This window comes from Leptospira fluminis (assembly GCF_004771275.1).
In the GTDB taxonomy this organism is placed as follows: domain Bacteria; phylum Spirochaetota; class Leptospiria; order Leptospirales; family Leptospiraceae; genus Leptospira_B; species Leptospira_B fluminis.
Map to the genome: position 1 here is coordinate 89,598 of NZ_RQEV01000001.1, position 14,909 is coordinate 104,506.

The following is a 14,909-nucleotide window of genomic DNA, read 5'->3' on the forward strand; positions in this document are numbered from 1 at the left end:
AATTAGAACTCCAGACCAGCTTCTCTGGCCGCATCGGCAAAAGCCGCAATCCTTCCGTGATAGATCATGCCGGAACGATCCAACATAACCGTCTTTACTCCCTTGGAAGAAGCTCTTTGTCCGATCGCTTTTCCTAGAGCCTTTGCAGCTTCGATATCTTTCCGGCTTTTTCCTGCCGACGCGAACTCATTTTCTAAGGTCGTCGCGGAAACCAAAGTGATCCCCTTGGAATCGTCCACGATTTGACAGGAAAGATAACGGTTCGACTTATTGAAAACCAGACGAGGGCGCTCTCCGTTTTGGCGGAGTTTGAATCTGGAGCGCTCAGCTCTTCTATGTTTGGCTGCGACTTTCTTCAGTTTGTTAATCATGGCCTTATTTCTTACCGGTTTTTCCGGCCTTTCTCTTAATTACTTCGTCGTTGTACCGGATTCCCTTTCCTTTGTAAGGTTCGGGCGGTCTTTTAGAACGAATATCGGCGGCGACTTGTCCGACCAATTGTTTATCGATTCCGAAAACCTTGATCTTGACCTGCTCGTTTACGTCGATCTTGATCCCTTTCGGAGTCTTATAAACCACCTCGTGGGAATATCCCAAGTTCATCACCAGGTCCTCTCCGCGTTTTGCGGCGCGATATCCCACTCCGGTGATGTCTAGGTTTTTTTCCCAACCTTGGGTAACTCCTTTGACGCAATTCATTAGAAGCGCCCGAGTCAAACCGTGCAACGCGACTACGTTCTGCTCTTCGCTGGATCTTTCCAGCTTCACGATTCCGGCTTCGTTTTTTAGGGCGATTCCCGAGAAAATCGGCGTATGCAGTTCGCCTAACGGCCCCTTTACGCGAATCGTATCGTTTTCCAGCTTTACTTCCACTTTTTCGGGAAGTTTAATCTCTGCTTTTCCAATCCTGGACATAGGTCTTACGGAAATCCGCTCCCTCTTAAGAGAGTTTACAGATCACCTCTCCTCCTACGCGTAATTTGCGGGCTTTTTTGCCCGTCATGATTCCTTTAGAAGTAGAAAGGATCATCGTTCCCATATTGTTCTTATACGGGCGGATTTCCTCGCTCTTGAGATACACCCGTCGTCCGGGAGTGGAAACCCGAACCAACTCGCGAATCACGGGCTTCTTGGTTCCGTCGTATTTCAAAGAAACCTTAAAATCTTCGAAACTTCCGTTCGAAACGGGCTCGTATCCGTTGATAAAACCTTCTTCTTTCATCAGTTCCAAAATGGAACGTTTGATCTTGCTTCCAGGAATAACACAGCTTTCGTGTTTTGCACGTCCGGCATTCCGTATACGGGTCAGCATATCGCCGATAGGATCAGATAAACTCATATATTCTCTCCTCCCGCCTTACCAAGATGCCTTTACTACGCCGGGAATCTGTGCCTGACTGGCCAGCTTCCGGAAACAAATTCTACACATATCAAACCTTCTAAGGTAACCGCGAGGCCTGCCGCAAAGCGGACAACGGTTGTGTACTCGCACCTTAAACTTCTTAACTTTTTTATGCCTTTCTATCAGAGAGGTCTTAGCCATAACTGCGGGTACTCCTTATCTCAGGTTCCGGAACGGCATACCGAAAGCTAAAAGCAAGCTATGCGCTTCCGCGTCGCTTTTGGTATTCGTAACGAAGGTCATGTTCATTCCGTAGATCGTATTGATCTTATCCACTTTGATTTCCGGAAAAATGATCTGTTCTTTGATGCTAAAGTTGTAGTTTCCACGGCCATCGAACCCTTTTTCGGAAACACCTTTGAAGTCCCGAACCCGAGGAAGAGCCACGTTCACTAAACGATCCAGGAATTCATACATGTAATTCCCGCGAAGAGTTACGGTCGCACCGAGACTCATCCCTTCCCGAAGTTTAAACCCCGCGATGGATTTTTTCGCCTTTGTTTTTACCGGGCGTTGTCCCGTGATCAGGGCCATCTCTTCAACCGCCGCTTCGAGAGCTTTCGGATTCGTATGAGCTTCTCCCATACCTACGTTCAAGACGATCTTTTCGAGGCGGGGAACCTGCATTACGGATTTGAAACTGTACTGCTTCTGGAGTGCGGGAGCGATTTCTTTCCCGTATTTTTCCTTCAATCTCGCTGCCATGACTTAGATCTCTTTCCCGTCCGGTCTGGATACGCGGACTTTTTTGCCTTTACTTTCCTGAAATCCTACGCGAACCCCTTTTTTCTTCTTGGAGTCGTAGAACATCACGTTCGAAATATGCATCGGAGCTTCCACTTCGACGATTCCGCCCTGTGGATTCTCCTGAGTCGGCCTAAGGAAGCGTTTGCGCTTGTTCAAACCTTCCACGACGACGCGATCCCGTTTCTTATCGATAACGAGAATCTTGCCGCGCTTTCCTTTCTCTTTTCCGGCGATCACTACGACTTCGTCGTCTTTGTGCAAACGGATCGCTTTGAACTTAGTATATTCGGATCCCCGATATGTAAGCTTGGACATTATAGAACCTCCGGAGCGAGGGAGATGATCTTTGCGTATTTCTTATCCCGCAGCTCGCGAGCTACTGGCCCGAAAATACGGGTACCTTTCGGATTTCCCTTATCGTCGATAATCGCTACCGCATTATCGTCGAAACGGATATAAGAACCGTCCGGACGACGAATCTCTTTTTTCGTGCGAACGACGACGGCGCGTTGCACTGCCTTGTTATGGACCTTTTTCCCCGTCGAATCCTTTAACCCGTAAGCAGGTTGCGCGTCCTTAACGGCGACGATGATTTCGTCTCCTACGGAAGCATAACGCTTTTTGGAGCCCCCTAGGACCTTGATACAAGTGACTCTCTTGATCCCGGAGTTGTCGGCGACTTGGAGGATGGTTTCCTGTTGGATCATCTTACTTTGCCTTTTCTACGATCTTAAATAAACGATGGCGCTTCTCGCGGGAAAGAGGACGGGTTTCGATCGCCAAAATCCTATCTCCTACTTGGCACTCATTTTTTTCGTCGTGAACCTTCATTTTTACGGTTCTGCGAACGATCTTCTTGAATCTAGGGTGAGTCTTGCGGGTTTCCACAATCATGACCAAGGTTTTATCCATGGCGGTGCTCACGACCTTTCCCTCGCTCAGAAGAGATTTCTTAACGGACTTCTTTGCTGTTTCCATAATCAGTTCTTAGCCTTTGCCGCCGCTTTTACAGCCCCGTTCGACTTAGCGACGTTTTGGTCTTTACGCTCCGCTCTGGAAAAATGACGGATCTTCTTGCTTCCCGTTCCTGCAGCCAGTTGGCGCTCTTTTTGAATCGTCAGAAGGCGAGCGATCTTCTTTTTCGCGTTCGCGATTACCTTCGGATTTTCCAGAGAACGAGCCACTCCGTATTGGAAGCGTGCGTTACGGATCACCTTACGAGCGTCCTCGATCTGTGCGAGGATCTCTACATCCTTCAGCTCGTGCAATTTGATCTTTTTCATAGAGCCGACCTCTTCACGAATTCGGTTTGAACCGGCAATTTATACGCGGCCAGATCCAACGCTTTCTTGGCGGTGGCCTCGTCGATACCGCTCATCTCGAACAAGATGCGTCCTGGGCGAATTTCCGCGATCCAGAATTCCGGGTTACCTTTTCCCTTACCCATCCGAGTTTCGGCCGGTTTTTTCGTGATCGGCAAATGCGGAAAAATCCGAATCCATAATTTTCCGCCCCGTTTCACTTGACGGTTGATCGTGATACGTGCCGCTTCGATTTGACGCGCAGTCAGGCGACCGGACGTAACGGCTTTCAAACCGAATTCTCCGAAGGAGACTTTGGAACCGCGCTCGTCGGTGCCTTTCAGTCTTCCTCTTTGTCTTTTCCTGAACTTAACTCTTTTCGGTGATAACATCTTTCGTTCCCTGTAAACCGATCCTTAAAGATCAGTTGGTCCTTCTCTTAACCGCGTATTTGTCCTCTTCGGATTCCTCTTTGTTAGAGATGAAATCCCCGGTGTAGGTCCAAACCTTCACACCGATCTGTCCGAAAGTAGTACTAGCTTCACGGAAACCCAAATCGATCTTAGCGCGTAGGGTATGCAAAGGAATACGACCTTCGCGATAATGTTCCCTGCGGGCCATGTCCGCGCCGTTCAAACGGCCTGAGATCATGATCTTGATTCCTTCCACGCCGCCTCTCATAGCGCGACGAAGTTCCTGCTTCATTACGCGGCGGAAAGGTTGGCGCTCTTCGATCTGGATCGCGATGGACTCGGCGATGCACTGAGCGATCGTTTCCGGCTTTTTGACCTCGATAATATTGAGGTTCAACGGTTTCTCGCTCATCGTTTTGATGACTTTCTTAACCGCTTCTATGTTGGCACCGTTTTTACCGATCACCACCCCCGGCTTTGCGGTGTGGAGATTCACGTTGATCTTTTCGGGAAAACGTTCAACGACAACCTTGACCACTCCCGCTTCACGGAAGCGACTTTGGATAAAACGACGGATACGAATATCCTCGTGAAGATTCTTTTTATAGTCCTGTTGGGAAAACCAAATGGAATCCCATCCGCGGGTGATCCCGATACGAAGTCCGACTGGATTAACTTTCTGTCCCATGATTTCCCCTATTAATCAGAGATTACCACTGTTACGTGGCTGGTTCTCTTACGAATCCTTGCCGCACGACCGCGGGCACGAGGACGGAAGCGCTTTAGGATCGGGCCTTCGTCCACGAGGATCTTTTTAATGAACATCTTACCGGGCTCCGCGCTTTCGTTTTTCACGACCGCATTTGCGGAAGCGGATTTGATCAGCTTGAAGATCGGCTCGATTGCTTTCTTATTCGTATACTTCAGAATATCCAAGGCTTCCGCGACTTCGTAACCTCTGATTTCGTCGGCGACGAGACGGAGTTTACGGGGAGACATCCGGATGAATCTGGCGATGGCTACGGCTTCCATTATTTCTTACCGGCCTTTTTATCAGTGTTTCCGTGACCGCGATACGTGCGAGTCGGAGCGAATTCTCCCAGTTTGTGTCCGACCATATTGTCGTTGATATACACCGGAATGAATTTGTTTCCGTTATGAACCATGATCGTATGGCCGATCATGTCCGGAAAAATCGTGCTTCTACGCGACCAGGTTCTGAAAGGCTTCTTCTGGTTCTCGGAGTTCAGCTTGATCACCTTGCTCATTAGGTGGCTGTCGATGAACGGACCTTTTTTCGAGGATCTCATGATGATTACCTGCTCCTATTTCCCTTTCTTTTCTGGACGATGAACTTGTCGGAAGGTTTTGCCTTACGACGAGTCTTATAACCCTTGGTAGGAATCCCCCAAGGAGTCACTGGATGACGTCCTCCGGAAGTACGACCCTCGCCACCACCATGCGGGTGGTCAACGGGGTTCATCACGACCCCTCTGACCTTCGGACGTCTTCCGAGCCATCTGCTACGGCCCGCTTTTCCGATGGAAACCAAGTTATGATCTTTATTACTGCAGATTCCGATTGTCGCATAACAATTCTGGTGAACTTTCCGGACTTCGGAGCTCGGAAGTTTCAGAAGAACGTATTCTCCGTCACGACCCGCGATCGTTGCGAAAGAACCCGCAGTCCTGGCGATCTGGCCGCCTCTTCCGATCTTCAGTTCTATGTTATGAACGTTCGTGCCCGGGGGAATTTTTCCCAAAGGAAGAGCGTTTCCGATTTTGATCTCGGCTGCTTCGCCGGAAGAGATCTTATCGCCTACCTTCATTCCGTCTGCGTTCAATATATATGCGTATTCTCCGTCGGTATAACAAACGAGAGAAATGAATGCGGAACGGTACGGATCATATTCTACGGATTTCACGGTAGCAGGGATGCCTACTTTCCTTCTTTTGAAATCTATGATACGGTACTTGCGTTTAACTCTTCCGCCTTTTCTACGAACGGAGATTTTTCCGCCTTCTCCCCTACCCGCTTTGTAATTCACGGAAACGGTGAGAGGTCTGTACGGCGCGACTTCGGTCAGTTCCGAGAAATCAAGAACGGACTTGAAGCGGCTTGCGGAAGTAACGGGTTTGAATTTTTTAATTCCCATTTCTTATGCTTCCTTTCCAAAATCGATGCTGGCGCCGTCCTGGAAAGTGACGATAGCCTTCTTCCAGTGAGCTTTCGGAGCGGGCAAATGACGAAAACGTTTCACTTTTCCGCGATACACTTGTATGTTCACGGAGGAAGGAACCACGTTGTATATTTTACGGAAAGCTTCCTTCACCAGAGTCTTATTCGCTCTGGGATGAATTTCCACGGTATATTTTACGGTTCTTTTTCCCAATTTTTCGCCGATCGTCTCCAGATCCTGGGACTTTTCGGTTACGATGGGAGAAAGGATGACTTCGTTGAGGTTCATTACTTGCTTTCTCCGTAATGCTTCAGGATCTCTCCCAATGCTCCCTCGGTGATGACCAGGTTACGATTGTAGAGAATGTCCCGGATAGAAATACGTTTCGAGTTGATGTATTTCACGGTGGGGATGTTGCGAACCGATTTTTTCAGAAAATCGTTCTCTCCGCCTACCAGAAAGCCGATGACTCCGGTATTCTTTAATCCGATATTATTGAATAGAGTCGCAAACGCCTTGGTATTAAATTCTTTCGGATCCAGGTCCTCTACGATCTTAATAGCGGTAGTTTGCGCCTTCTTATTCAGGATCGAAAGTACCGCACGACGCTTCACTTTCGGAGAAACTTTGTAGGAATAATCCCGCTTTCTAGGGCCGTGAACGGTACCACCGCCCACCCATTGCGGAGCCCGAATGGATCCTTGGCGAGCGCGACCGGTCCCTTTTTGAGACCAAGGTTTTTTTCCGCCCCCGGAAACTTCTGCCCGGGTTTTGGTATGGTGATTCCCGGAACGCAGGTTGGCGTTTTCCGCCTTGATGGCGTCGTAGATAGCGCCGCTACTGTATTTTGATTCGAAAATTGCCGCAGGCAATTCGATTTCCGACAACAGCTTTCCTTCTTTGGAGTACTTCTGTGCTTTCATGACTCTACCGGATTTTTATAGCTTCTCGATGGTAACAATGGTATTCGCAGGCCCTGGAACGGAGCCGCTGACAAACACCAGATTTTCCGCTTCGTGAATACGAACCACTTTCAGATTCAAAACAGTTTTGGTATCGGAACCGGTGCGTCCCGGGAGCTTACGCCCTTTGAATACCCTTCCTGGTGTGGTGTTGGAACCCATAGAACCTGGGTGCCTATGGAAACGGGAACCGTGTGCTCCCGGACCTCCGTGGTGACCGTAACGTTTGATCACACCCTGAAATCCTTTTCCCTTGCTGGTCCCCGTTACTTTAACCGTATCGGAAACTGCAAAAACGTCTTGCGCCTTAAGCTCGGCACCCTGTGCAGGTGCGTCACCAAAATCCCGGAATTCCTTCAACACTCTTTTAGGAGACAATCCAGCATTTGCCAAATGTCCCATTTGGGCTTTTGACAGATGTTTTTCTTTGTCATTCTGAAAAGCCAGCTGAATCGCTGCGTATCCGTCCTTCTCGACGGATTTCACTTGGGAAACTGCGCAGGGACCTACCTCTAAGACGGTCACAGGAATAATGTTTCCTTGCTCGTCGAAGATTTGGGACATCCCTATCTTTTTACCGATTAATCCCTTTGCCATTGCTTCTTCCCTTAGGATTTAATATCCACGGACACTCCGGCTGGAAGCTGCAATTTCATCAGAGCCTCCACCGTGTCTTCGTTCGTGTCCAGGATGTCGATGAGCCGTTTGTGAGTTTTCATCTCAAACTGCTCTCTTGATTTTTTATTTACGTGAGGAGAACGGAGCACTGTGTAGATTTCCTTCTTCGTAGGAAGAGGAATCGGACCGGAGACGGTAGCTCCGGTCCTCTTGGCAGTGGCAACAATCTCGTAAGTCGATTGGTCGATCAATTTATGATCGAATGCCTTGAGCTTTACTCTGATCTTTTGGCCAGCCATTCCCTTACTCTTACTCGGTGATCTCGGCCACGACGCCGGAGCCAATGGTCTTTCCACCTTCGCGAATCGCGAACTTGAGACCTTTGTCCATGGCAATCGGGTGAATCAACTCGATGCTCATCGTTACGTTGTCCCCGGGCATAACCATCTCCATTCCTGAAGGAAGGTTACAAACACCGGTGATGTCGGTCGTTCTAAAATAGAACTGAGGACGATAGTTGTTAAAGAACGGAGTGTGACGTCCACCTTCGTCTTTGGTCAGAACGTAAACTTCCGCGTTGAACTTTCTGTGAGGGGTGATCGAACCCGGCTTAGCGAGAACCTGGCCTCTTTCGATATCCTCTTTTTTAGTTCCACGAAGGAGTGCTCCGATATTGTCTCCAGCCTCGGCTGCATCCAACAATTTACGGAACATCTCGATACCGGTAACGACGGTCTTGGTGGTCGGACGAATTCCCACGATCTCGACTTCGTCGTTGATCTTGAGGGTTCCTTGTTCCACACGACCAGTAGCAACAGTTCCACGGCCAGTGATGGAGAACACGTCTTCCACAGGCATTAGGAACGGCTTGTCTACGATACGTTTCGGGTTCGGAACGTAAGTGTCCAGAGCTTCCATCAATTTGATGATCGATTTGGTTCCGAGTTCGGAATCCTCTCCTTCGAGAGCTTTCAAAGCGGATCCGTAAACGATAGGAGTGTTATCGCCTGGGAAGCTGTATTTGTTGAGTAGGTCGCGAACGTCCATCTCAACCATTTGGATCATCTCTTCGCGCTCATCGTCAGCAAGCATGTCGGCTTTGTTGATGTATACGATGATGTAAGGAACGCCTACCTGACGAGCGAGCAGAATGTGTTCTTTCGTCTGGGGCATCGGTCCGTCGGTTGCGGAAACCACCAGAATAGCCGCGTCCATTTGGGCAGCGCCGGTGATCATGTTCTTAACGTAGTCAGCGTGACCCGGACAGTCAACGTGCGCATAGTGGCGGTTTGCGGTCTCATACTCTTGGTGAGAGGTTGCGATCGTGATTCCGCGGGCTTTTTCCTCAGGTGCGTTGTCGATTTGGTCGTAGGCTACAGCTTTGTTTTTACCGCCTAGCACTTTTGCCAAAGTGGTTGTGATTGCTGCAGTTAGGGTGGTTTTCCCGTGGTCTACGTGCCCGATCGTTCCGACGTTTAAGTGAGGTTTGGACCTGTCGAATTTCTCCTTAGCCATAGTGCTTTTAAACTCCTTACTTGTTAACGAACCCTCACGGGACTCATTTATTTAATGCAATACAGAATGGTGATCAAAGTCAAAAAGGGTGTCCAAAGATAGGACGCCCCTTCCCTGAGCCATATTTCTAAGGACACCGCTAAAGCCAAGCAAGTTTTGCGCAGCAGCACTTGCCTGGATCAAGGAACGGCCTTCCGCCACCGAAACCACCTTTCGAATCTTAGCTTCCCGCTTTGCCAGGCTGGCTAAGACATCCCCTAAATAAGAATCCGGTAATAGAATCTCTATTTCGGAGATAGGACCGATCGGATCCGTGTTCGACGGAATTATGTCCTTTAAACCCTTGATCACGGCCACCTTGATAAGAGAAGAAAGATCCTCTCCGAAACCTCCCGCAGGAGGCTCGAAAGAATTCACAATCATCTGGACTCCGAGAACTTCGTCCCCGTTTCTTCCAGTCGCGAGCACTTCCTCAAAAGCGAAAGCAATCGCAGACTCTACTTCTTCCGGTAGCTGTGTTTGAAACCGCACTCCCTTGGAGAAACTGTGAGAGCTTTCCAAGGACGCGAGCACCTGACCGCTCGAGACTTTTTGGTCGAACGCGGTATGCTGAAATGCGACCTTTTTCACCAAATTTTTCCATAAGGCAAATCTTGCAACTTTGATTCCGCTAGTCTGAAAACTTTTTGGAAAGGACTCTTTCAGGCGAGACAAGGAGATCTCCAGATGCAACTCTCCCGTTCCGGAAAGTCGGAATTGCCCCGTATCGGAAAGAATATCCAAAGAAACGGATTCATCCAGCCAGGCAAGCTCCTGCAATGCTCCCCAAAATTCGTCCCGATCTTCTCCCCGTTCCGGCTCCAACAAGATCTGGAATTGCTTTTTTGCAGGAGACAATAAGCCCGGATTTGGAATATTATGTCGCGTAAATACGTCTCCCGGGCGGAGAGAAAGAAAAGAAGTCGTCGCAAGCAATTCCCCTGCCTCAGCTACGGAAGTTTCCTCCGCCTCTCTCGCGGAAATCCGGTACAAATTCTGGATCTGCAAGGGCGCATCTTCGGAAAAAAAGCGGTCTCCGAGCTTCATCGCGACCAAAGCCTGAAAATGCAGAAGTTTCCCTAGCTCCGGATGGACCTCCCGCTTGAAGACGATCCCCGCTATTTCCTCGTTCTGCAAAGACGACTTCGGACGACCTTGGGCAAGGAGCTCGAAAAGGGAGAGGAGCTCCTTCACCCCGTTTCCTTGCAGAGCAGAACCTCCTAACACCGGAAAAATTCTCCCCGCCCAAAACCCGTGTATGAATCCGAGGAGAGCCAATTCGGAGAGACGTTCCGGATTTTTCAGGTATTCTTCGGAGAGAGAAGCGTCCCACTCCAATAAAGGAAGAAACTCCCCTTCCGCACCGGACTTCTCCAATAAAGGCACGGTTCCGTCTTCCCGGAAAAGGAGGGTCGGTTCCCGCCCGAGAGCCACCTCAAGGTCCACGAGAGAAGAAAGGATGTCCGCTCCTTGACGATCCAGTTTATTCAGAAAAATGAATATAGGTTTTCCGGATTTACGGAGCATTTCCACGTTTTGGAACGTTTGGGATTTCAAACCTTCGTACGAATCGATGAGCACTAGACCGAAATCCGCGACGAGCAAGGAAGCGTTCGCCTGGGATTGGAAATCCAAATGCCCCGGATTGTCCACGAATTGTAGCAGGAGCCTCGCATTCTCGGAGTTCGGATACGGGATTCTCGCGACAGTGGATTGGATGGAAATTCCCCTTTCGATCTCTTCGGGAAGATAATCCGACTCTGTCGTCCCCTCCTCGATTCTACCGGGAGAGGAGATTCTACCGGTTACAAATAGGATTCGTTCCAGTAACGTGGTCTTACCGGCATCGATATGCGCAAAAATTCCCGGATTCAAGGTTGGAAGGGACATGGCGGAGTTTTTTTACTTTCGTGACCTGGGGCTCGGAGGCAAAGAAAGTTTTTAGCGAACAGGCGTTCGATGCGCGTTTTTAACGGTTGATTTTCAAAAAGCCGTCCTTCTACTATTGCCCCAAAATATCGTGGGACGGATCGTGTCGCGTTTTGTGATCCGGTCGCATCCGAACGAGATACGGGAAGGTGCGAGATGGAATTATCCGGAAAACAGACCAAGAATGCTTGGAGGATCCTCATTCTATTATTCTTTGCAAACCTTCTGAACTTTTTCGATCGAACGATACCCGCGATTTTAGTGGAACCCATACGCCATGAGTGGACGTTAAGCGACCTGGAACTAGGACTGATAGGTTCCGTGTTTACGGTCGTATATGCTATTGCGGGAATTCCCTTGGGCCGACTCGCGGATTCCGGAACTAGAAAGAAGATTATGGGCTGGGGCCTCAGTGCTTGGAGCCTCTTTACCGGAATCAACGGCCTTGCCTGGAATTATCTCTCTTTTTTGTTCCTGCGAACGGGAGTGGGGGTCGGAGAGGCCACTTATGCACCCGCCGCAAATTCCATGATAGGCGATCTTTTCCCCGCTCACAAAAGAGCGCGCGCGACAGGGATCTTCATGTTAGGACTTCCCTTAGGGTTGGTTCTCGCATTTTTTACCGTCGGGGCGATGGTAAAATCCTTCGGAACTTGGCGGGCTCCGTTTTTCATCGCCGCAATCCCGGGTCTCATTTTGGCATTCTGCTTTTTTCTGATCCGAGAACCGGAAAGAGGCGCTGCGGAAACGGTTCGAATTTCCGAAAGAACGGTTTCGCAACCGATCAAGACCGTCCTGAAAAACAGGACGATGTGGTGGCTCATTCTGTCCGGCCTAACCTTCAACTTTGCGGTGTATGCCGTAAATAGCTTTCTGGTCTCGTTATTGCAGAGATACTTTCACGTCTCCCTGACCGAAGCGGCCATAACCACTGGATGCATCGTCGGAATCACCGGACTCGTCGGCTTAACTCTCGGAGGATGGTTGGCGGATCGCATCCACCAAAGGTGGGAAAGAGGACGACTTCTCTTCGGTGCTTTCAATCTCGTAGTTTGCGGAATCGCGGTTTGGTTCGCGTTAAAACAACCGGAAAGTTCCGTGCTTTTGTTCTCCGCTTTATTCGGCTTCGGCTGGCTTCTATCCTATAATTATTATACCTGCGTGTATCCCGCTATCCAGGACGTGATAGAGCCCAGGTTGAGAGCCACTGCCATGGCGCTCTATTTTGCAGCCATGTATTTGCTCGGCGGTGCAGCCGGCCCGACGGTCGTGGGCTGGATTTCGGATTTGTATTCCCGCAAAGCGATGACCGAATCGGGAGCCCTGGAAATGTCCGAACGTTTCAAAGCGATCGGACTTCACGAAGCCATGATTCTCATCCCGTTCACCGTGCTCGCGTCCGCGATTTTCGTATTCTTCGCCTCCCGTTCCTTTGCGGAAGACGCAAGAAAAATGAAACAAAGCCTGTAGGATCAGGCCTAAAAAACCGGGACCTCTATCTTTCGGAGCGTTTTACCAGACTAGCTCCGATACAAACGCAGGCCAGAGTGGAAGTCCAGGCAGGCAAAGGAAAAAAATATAGAAACTCGATGATCGCCAATCCTGCCAAATGAACCAGGATTGGAAGGGACAAGATGCGGACCGTGTTCGCGTGCTTCTCGGAAGCGTTTCCGAGCAGCCAGAGAAGAATAGCGACGGAGAACAAGGACACGGAAAGCGCGATTCCCATTCCGTAATAGAAATCGTCGTAAGACCGGTTCGTGACTTTTCCCATCATCGGAACCTTGACTTCCGACATCGACTGTAGTAAAGATTGAGCGGAAGGTTCTTGGACGTTCTTTCTATTTTGCATTCCGAACGTGTGCCCGACCGTATGGAAAAGGATCAAAAATGCTGCGATACGGAAAAGAATTTTGGGTTTCATATTTCTCCTATGGATTCGGGGCGGCCCCATCGTTTCGCTCGGATCACGCTATTTGCGAGAATGCTTAAGTATATTCTAATTCTTCCGTGTATTCGTCAAATCCCTTTTGAAACGCGGCGCGATCGCCTGAATATCGGGATGGTTTGTTTCCAACAGGTCGTTCCGATAGGCGTAAATCCAATGGAAATAAATAGGATGTTTACGTTTTCCGGTACCGAGTTGTCAAGAAGGAAGAAAGACTTCTTCTATGTCGGCAAAGAAAAGTGAAAAATCGCGCCGCGATCCTGTTCTCCCTCCGCCCAGATTTTTCCGCCGTGACGTTCAACGATACTTTTAACGGTCGCTAAACCCACTCCGGTACCTTCGAACTCATCTTGCGCATGCAATCTTTGAAACACCCCGAAAAGCCTCCCGTAGTAATTCATATTGAATCCCGCACCATTATCCTTAACGAAATATGCCACGCCTCCTTCCATGGGTTCGGAACCGATCTCGATGATCGCCTTGCTTTTGTTCTTAGTGTATTTCAGCGCGTTCGATATCAAATTGATCCACACTTGTCGAATCGTGACGAAATCCGCAAAGGCGTCCGGAATTTCGTATATACGGAACTCCACATCCCTTCCCGTCTCGTAACCTTTCAAATCCGAAGCGATCGTCTCGACGAGTTCCTTCATCGATAATTTCGCCTTTCTCAATTCCGCCCTTTCCGATTTGGAGAATTGGAGCAGATCCTCGATAAGCTCACCCATTCTATCGGCGTTGGCGAGTATCTTTCCGGTCAAAGATCGTGCGTCTTCGCTCAGTTCTTCGAGATGGTCTTCGATTAATATTTTGGTATATCCGCTAACGGCGCGAAGCGGAGCACGGAGATCGTGGGAAACGGAGTAGGAAAACGCCTCCAGTCCTTTGTTCGATTTTTGAAGCCTTTCTTCCGCGACCGTTCTCGCCAAGTCGATCCGATTCAATATGCTCGAAACGTACCAAACGGCGGCAAAGAAGGTGAAAATAATACTCGTGATTAGGATCCCCACGTACAATTCCACCGCGAGGGAAATCCTTGCGCCTATCAAAAGACGGATATACCCGAAAAGAATAGGCACTAATACGACTAAGGGAAGTAGAGTTCTGAAAATTCTCCCTCCCAAACGCGGGCTCGTAAAGGTCCTCACGAAACCCGACTCCGGATTAATTGCCAGTAAGGCTCCCGCGTAAAAGATAAAGCAAACGGCCGTATGCAACGCCATCGGAATATACGTAAGAACTCCGTAAAATTCCTTTACCCCGTACAAGTAGCCGATGATCGAAAATATGCCGAGTAGCAGTACCGGAAATGCGAGAAAATTGGAGATCGTTCGACTCGATTCTTCCTTTTGAATCGAAAAATAGCCCGATAACCCTGCAAGCATGAAACAGAGTGCGGTATTCGGGGCCATTCGGTTCGGTGTGCCGTTGATGACATCCTCCGCGATCTTTTTCGCGAACAGGATCCGGTCGATGCCGAAATCATAAAGTTCTAATACCGCTACGAGTTTTAACGCTCCGACCACTGTCACGATGGCAAATAAGGATAACGCTGTTCGATAAAACGAAATCCTTTTTTCCGAGAACGTTGCGGAAAAAAAGATCGCAAGCCCCAGAACCAAGAATGCCGCTCCTGTAGCGGGATTCATCGCGACTAGTCCGGGTAAGATTCTTTTAAAGAATTGTAAATCGAACTGCCAGCCCATCAATACGAAAAAGGCCGTCAACACAGGCGGGATAGCAAAATACGTCGGGTATTTCTTCATCCGATCGTAAAGTTTTTCGAAATTCGGCGGACCGACGAATCGACGAAGCCGGAAAGGGATCGCGATTCGTCGCTAAAAAATCGGCGTTAA

23 protein-coding genes are annotated in these 14,909 nt (G+C 49.2%); 1 reads left to right on the forward strand and 22 read right to left on the reverse strand.

The window, feature by feature from the left end:
• Positions 1 to 2 precede the first annotated feature (2 nt).
• The 20 genes from rplR to EHO61_RS00540 are packed head-to-tail and all read right to left on the reverse strand — an operon-like array spanning position 3 to position 11,066.
• The gene (rplR, locus tag EHO61_RS00445; RefSeq protein WP_135811689.1) at positions 3 to 371 is read right to left on the reverse strand and encodes a 50S ribosomal protein L18; all 369 of its coding nucleotides are present in this window, start codon (positions 369 to 371) and stop codon (positions 3 to 5) included.
• Positions 372 to 375: 4 nt separating this feature from the next.
• Positions 376 to 915: a 50S ribosomal protein L6 gene (gene rplF / locus EHO61_RS00450; protein WP_135811690.1), complete on the reverse strand. Its 540-nt coding sequence runs from the start codon at positions 913 to 915 to the stop codon at positions 376 to 378.
• A 25-nt stretch (positions 916 to 940) separates the two neighbouring features.
• Positions 941 to 1,339 (reverse strand): 30S ribosomal protein S8, encoded by a 399-nt coding sequence (rpsH, locus tag EHO61_RS00455; protein ID WP_135811691.1) that lies wholly within the window; start codon positions 1,337 to 1,339, stop codon positions 941 to 943.
• 18 nt (positions 1,340 to 1,357) lie between these two features.
• On the reverse strand, positions 1,358 to 1,543 hold the full coding sequence (locus EHO61_RS00460) for a type Z 30S ribosomal protein S14 (protein ID WP_135767682.1): 186 nt from the start codon (positions 1,541 to 1,543) through the stop codon (positions 1,358 to 1,360).
• A 15-nt stretch (positions 1,544 to 1,558) separates the two neighbouring features.
• Positions 1,559 to 2,107 carry a 50S ribosomal protein L5 gene (gene rplE / locus EHO61_RS00465; protein WP_135811692.1) on the reverse strand — a complete coding sequence of 183 codons (549 nt, stop codon included), beginning with the start codon at positions 2,105 to 2,107 and terminating at the stop codon, positions 1,559 to 1,561.
• Positions 2,108 to 2,110: 3 nt separating this feature from the next.
• Positions 2,111 to 2,464 carry a 50S ribosomal protein L24 gene (gene rplX / locus EHO61_RS00470; RefSeq protein WP_135767680.1) on the reverse strand — a complete coding sequence of 118 codons (354 nt, stop codon included), beginning with the start codon at positions 2,462 to 2,464 and terminating at the stop codon, positions 2,111 to 2,113.
• Positions 2,464 to 2,856 carry a 50S ribosomal protein L14 gene (gene rplN / locus EHO61_RS00475; protein WP_135767679.1) on the reverse strand — a complete coding sequence of 131 codons (393 nt, stop codon included), beginning with the start codon at positions 2,854 to 2,856 and terminating at the stop codon, positions 2,464 to 2,466. The genes rplX and rplN overlap by 1 nt, the downstream gene beginning before the upstream one ends.
• A 1-nt stretch (position 2,857) precedes the next feature.
• A complete protein-coding gene (rpsQ, locus tag EHO61_RS00480; RefSeq protein ID WP_135811693.1) occupies positions 2,858 to 3,127 on the reverse strand; it encodes a 30S ribosomal protein S17 in 270 nt (89 codons plus the stop codon).
• Positions 3,128 to 3,129: 2 nt separating this feature from the next.
• Entirely contained in the window at positions 3,130 to 3,432 is a 303-nt protein-coding gene (gene rpmC, locus EHO61_RS00485) for a 50S ribosomal protein L29 (RefSeq protein ID WP_135811694.1), read from the reverse strand.
• Entirely contained in the window at positions 3,429 to 3,842 is a 414-nt protein-coding gene (gene rplP, locus EHO61_RS00490; RefSeq protein ID WP_135811695.1) for a 50S ribosomal protein L16, read from the reverse strand. The genes rpmC and rplP overlap by 4 nt, the downstream gene beginning before the upstream one ends.
• 31 nt (positions 3,843 to 3,873) lie before the next feature.
• On the reverse strand, positions 3,874 to 4,551 hold the full coding sequence (gene rpsC, locus EHO61_RS00495; protein WP_135767675.1) for a 30S ribosomal protein S3: 678 nt from the start codon (positions 4,549 to 4,551) through the stop codon (positions 3,874 to 3,876).
• Positions 4,552 to 4,562: 11 nt separating this feature from the next.
• Positions 4,563 to 4,895 (reverse strand): 50S ribosomal protein L22, encoded by a 333-nt coding sequence (rplV, locus tag EHO61_RS00500; RefSeq protein WP_135767674.1) that lies wholly within the window; start codon positions 4,893 to 4,895, stop codon positions 4,563 to 4,565.
• On the reverse strand, positions 4,895 to 5,176 hold the full coding sequence (gene rpsS, locus EHO61_RS00505; protein WP_135767673.1) for a 30S ribosomal protein S19: 282 nt from the start codon (positions 5,174 to 5,176) through the stop codon (positions 4,895 to 4,897). The genes rplV and rpsS overlap by 1 nt, the downstream gene beginning before the upstream one ends.
• Positions 5,177 to 5,178: 2 nt before the next feature.
• Positions 5,179 to 6,018, reverse strand: a complete 840-nt coding sequence (rplB, locus tag EHO61_RS00510; protein ID WP_135811696.1) for a 50S ribosomal protein L2 — start codon at positions 6,016 to 6,018, stop codon at positions 5,179 to 5,181.
• A gap of 3 nt (positions 6,019 to 6,021) precedes the next feature.
• Positions 6,022 to 6,330, reverse strand: a complete 309-nt coding sequence (locus tag EHO61_RS00515) for a 50S ribosomal protein L23 (protein WP_135767671.1) — start codon at positions 6,328 to 6,330, stop codon at positions 6,022 to 6,024.
• Positions 6,330 to 6,965, reverse strand: a complete 636-nt coding sequence (gene rplD, locus EHO61_RS00520; protein WP_135811697.1) for a 50S ribosomal protein L4 — start codon at positions 6,963 to 6,965, stop codon at positions 6,330 to 6,332. The genes EHO61_RS00515 and rplD overlap by 1 nt, the downstream gene beginning before the upstream one ends.
• Positions 6,966 to 6,980: 15 nt before the next feature.
• Entirely contained in the window at positions 6,981 to 7,601 is a 621-nt protein-coding gene (rplC, locus tag EHO61_RS00525; RefSeq protein WP_135767669.1) for a 50S ribosomal protein L3, read from the reverse strand.
• Between the two features lie 11 nt (positions 7,602 to 7,612).
• Positions 7,613 to 7,921, reverse strand: coding sequence for a 30S ribosomal protein S10 (rpsJ, locus tag EHO61_RS00530; protein ID WP_008593919.1), 309 nt, complete (start codon positions 7,919 to 7,921; stop codon positions 7,613 to 7,615).
• Positions 7,922 to 7,931: 10 nt separating this feature from the next.
• Complete coding sequence (gene tuf / locus EHO61_RS00535; RefSeq protein ID WP_135811698.1) at positions 7,932 to 9,137, reverse strand: elongation factor Tu; 1,206 nt, start codon at positions 9,135 to 9,137, stop codon at positions 7,932 to 7,934.
• A 51-nt stretch (positions 9,138 to 9,188) separates the two neighbouring features.
• Positions 9,189 to 11,066, reverse strand: a complete 1,878-nt coding sequence (locus EHO61_RS00540; protein ID WP_135811699.1) for an elongation factor G-like protein — start codon at positions 11,064 to 11,066, stop codon at positions 9,189 to 9,191.
• Positions 11,067 to 11,261: 195 nt separating this feature from the next.
• Between EHO61_RS00540 and EHO61_RS00545 the strand changes: the two genes are divergently transcribed.
• The gene (locus tag EHO61_RS00545) at positions 11,262 to 12,575 is read left to right on the forward strand and encodes a spinster family MFS transporter (protein WP_135811700.1); all 1,314 of its coding nucleotides are present in this window, start codon (positions 11,262 to 11,264) and stop codon (positions 12,573 to 12,575) included.
• 25 nt (positions 12,576 to 12,600) lie between these two features.
• Here the strand turns inward: EHO61_RS00545 and EHO61_RS00550 are convergent, their stop codons facing one another.
• The gene (locus EHO61_RS00550) at positions 12,601 to 13,029 is read right to left on the reverse strand and encodes an LIC_13387 family protein (protein WP_135811701.1); all 429 of its coding nucleotides are present in this window, start codon (positions 13,027 to 13,029) and stop codon (positions 12,601 to 12,603) included.
• A gap of 245 nt (positions 13,030 to 13,274) precedes the next feature.
• Entirely contained in the window at positions 13,275 to 14,819 is a 1,545-nt protein-coding gene (locus tag EHO61_RS00555; protein ID WP_135811702.1) for a sensor histidine kinase, read from the reverse strand.
• Between the last annotated feature and the right edge of the window lie 90 nt (positions 14,820 to 14,909).

What these genes read in the sequence shown, in the direction of transcription:
- rplF (WP_135811690.1), bottom strand. Translation starts at nt 915, where the DNA reads ATGTCCAGGATTGGAAAAGCAGAGATTAAACTTCCCGAAAAAGTGGAA.
- rpsC (WP_135767675.1), bottom strand. Translation starts at nt 4,551, where the DNA reads ATGGGACAGAAAGTTAATCCAGTCGGACTTCGTATCGGGATCACCCGC.
- rpsH (WP_135811691.1), bottom strand. Translation starts at nt 1,339, where the DNA reads ATGAGTTTATCTGATCCTATCGGCGATATGCTGACCCGTATACGGAAT.
- rplC (WP_135767669.1), bottom strand. Translation starts at nt 7,601, where the DNA reads ATGGCAAAGGGATTAATCGGTAAAAAGATAGGGATGTCCCAAATCTTC.
- EHO61_RS00460 (WP_135767682.1), bottom strand. Translation starts at nt 1,543, where the DNA reads ATGGCTAAGACCTCTCTGATAGAAAGGCATAAAAAAGTTAAGAAGTTT.
- rpmC (WP_135811694.1), bottom strand. Translation starts at nt 3,432, where the DNA reads ATGAAAAAGATCAAATTGCACGAGCTGAAGGATGTAGAGATCCTCGCA.
- tuf (WP_135811698.1), bottom strand. Translation starts at nt 9,137, where the DNA reads ATGGCTAAGGAGAAATTCGACAGGTCCAAACCTCACTTAAACGTCGGA.
- rplB (WP_135811696.1), bottom strand. Translation starts at nt 6,018, where the DNA reads ATGGGAATTAAAAAATTCAAACCCGTTACTTCCGCAAGCCGCTTCAAG.
- EHO61_RS00555 (WP_135811702.1), bottom strand. Translation starts at nt 14,819, where the DNA reads ATGAAGAAATACCCGACGTATTTTGCTATCCCGCCTGTGTTGACGGCC.
- rplP (WP_135811695.1), bottom strand. Translation starts at nt 3,842, where the DNA reads ATGTTATCACCGAAAAGAGTTAAGTTCAGGAAAAGACAAAGAGGAAGA.
- rplD (WP_135811697.1), bottom strand. Translation starts at nt 6,965, where the DNA reads ATGAAAGCACAGAAGTACTCCAAAGAAGGAAAGCTGTTGTCGGAAATC.
- EHO61_RS00515 (WP_135767671.1), bottom strand. Translation starts at nt 6,330, where the DNA reads ATGAACCTCAACGAAGTCATCCTTTCTCCCATCGTAACCGAAAAGTCC.
- rpsQ (WP_135811693.1), bottom strand. Translation starts at nt 3,127, where the DNA reads ATGGAAACAGCAAAGAAGTCCGTTAAGAAATCTCTTCTGAGCGAGGGA.
- EHO61_RS00540 (WP_135811699.1), bottom strand. Translation starts at nt 11,066, where the DNA reads ATGTCCCTTCCAACCTTGAATCCGGGAATTTTTGCGCATATCGATGCC.
- rpsJ (WP_008593919.1), bottom strand. Translation starts at nt 7,921, where the DNA reads ATGGCTGGCCAAAAGATCAGAGTAAAGCTCAAGGCATTCGATCATAAA.
- rplR (WP_135811689.1), bottom strand. Translation starts at nt 371, where the DNA reads ATGATTAACAAACTGAAGAAAGTCGCAGCCAAACATAGAAGAGCTGAG.
- rplE (WP_135811692.1), bottom strand. Translation starts at nt 2,107, where the DNA reads ATGGCAGCGAGATTGAAGGAAAAATACGGGAAAGAAATCGCTCCCGCA.
- rplX (WP_135767680.1), bottom strand. Translation starts at nt 2,464, where the DNA reads ATGTCCAAGCTTACATATCGGGGATCCGAATATACTAAGTTCAAAGCG.
- rplV (WP_135767674.1), bottom strand. Translation starts at nt 4,895, where the DNA reads ATGGAAGCCGTAGCCATCGCCAGATTCATCCGGATGTCTCCCCGTAAA.
- rplN (WP_135767679.1), bottom strand. Translation starts at nt 2,856, where the DNA reads ATGATCCAACAGGAAACCATCCTCCAAGTCGCCGACAACTCCGGGATC.
- EHO61_RS00545 (WP_135811700.1), top strand. Translation starts at nt 11,262, where the DNA reads ATGGAATTATCCGGAAAACAGACCAAGAATGCTTGGAGGATCCTCATT.
- EHO61_RS00550 (WP_135811701.1), bottom strand. Translation starts at nt 13,029, where the DNA reads ATGAAACCCAAAATTCTTTTCCGTATCGCAGCATTTTTGATCCTTTTC.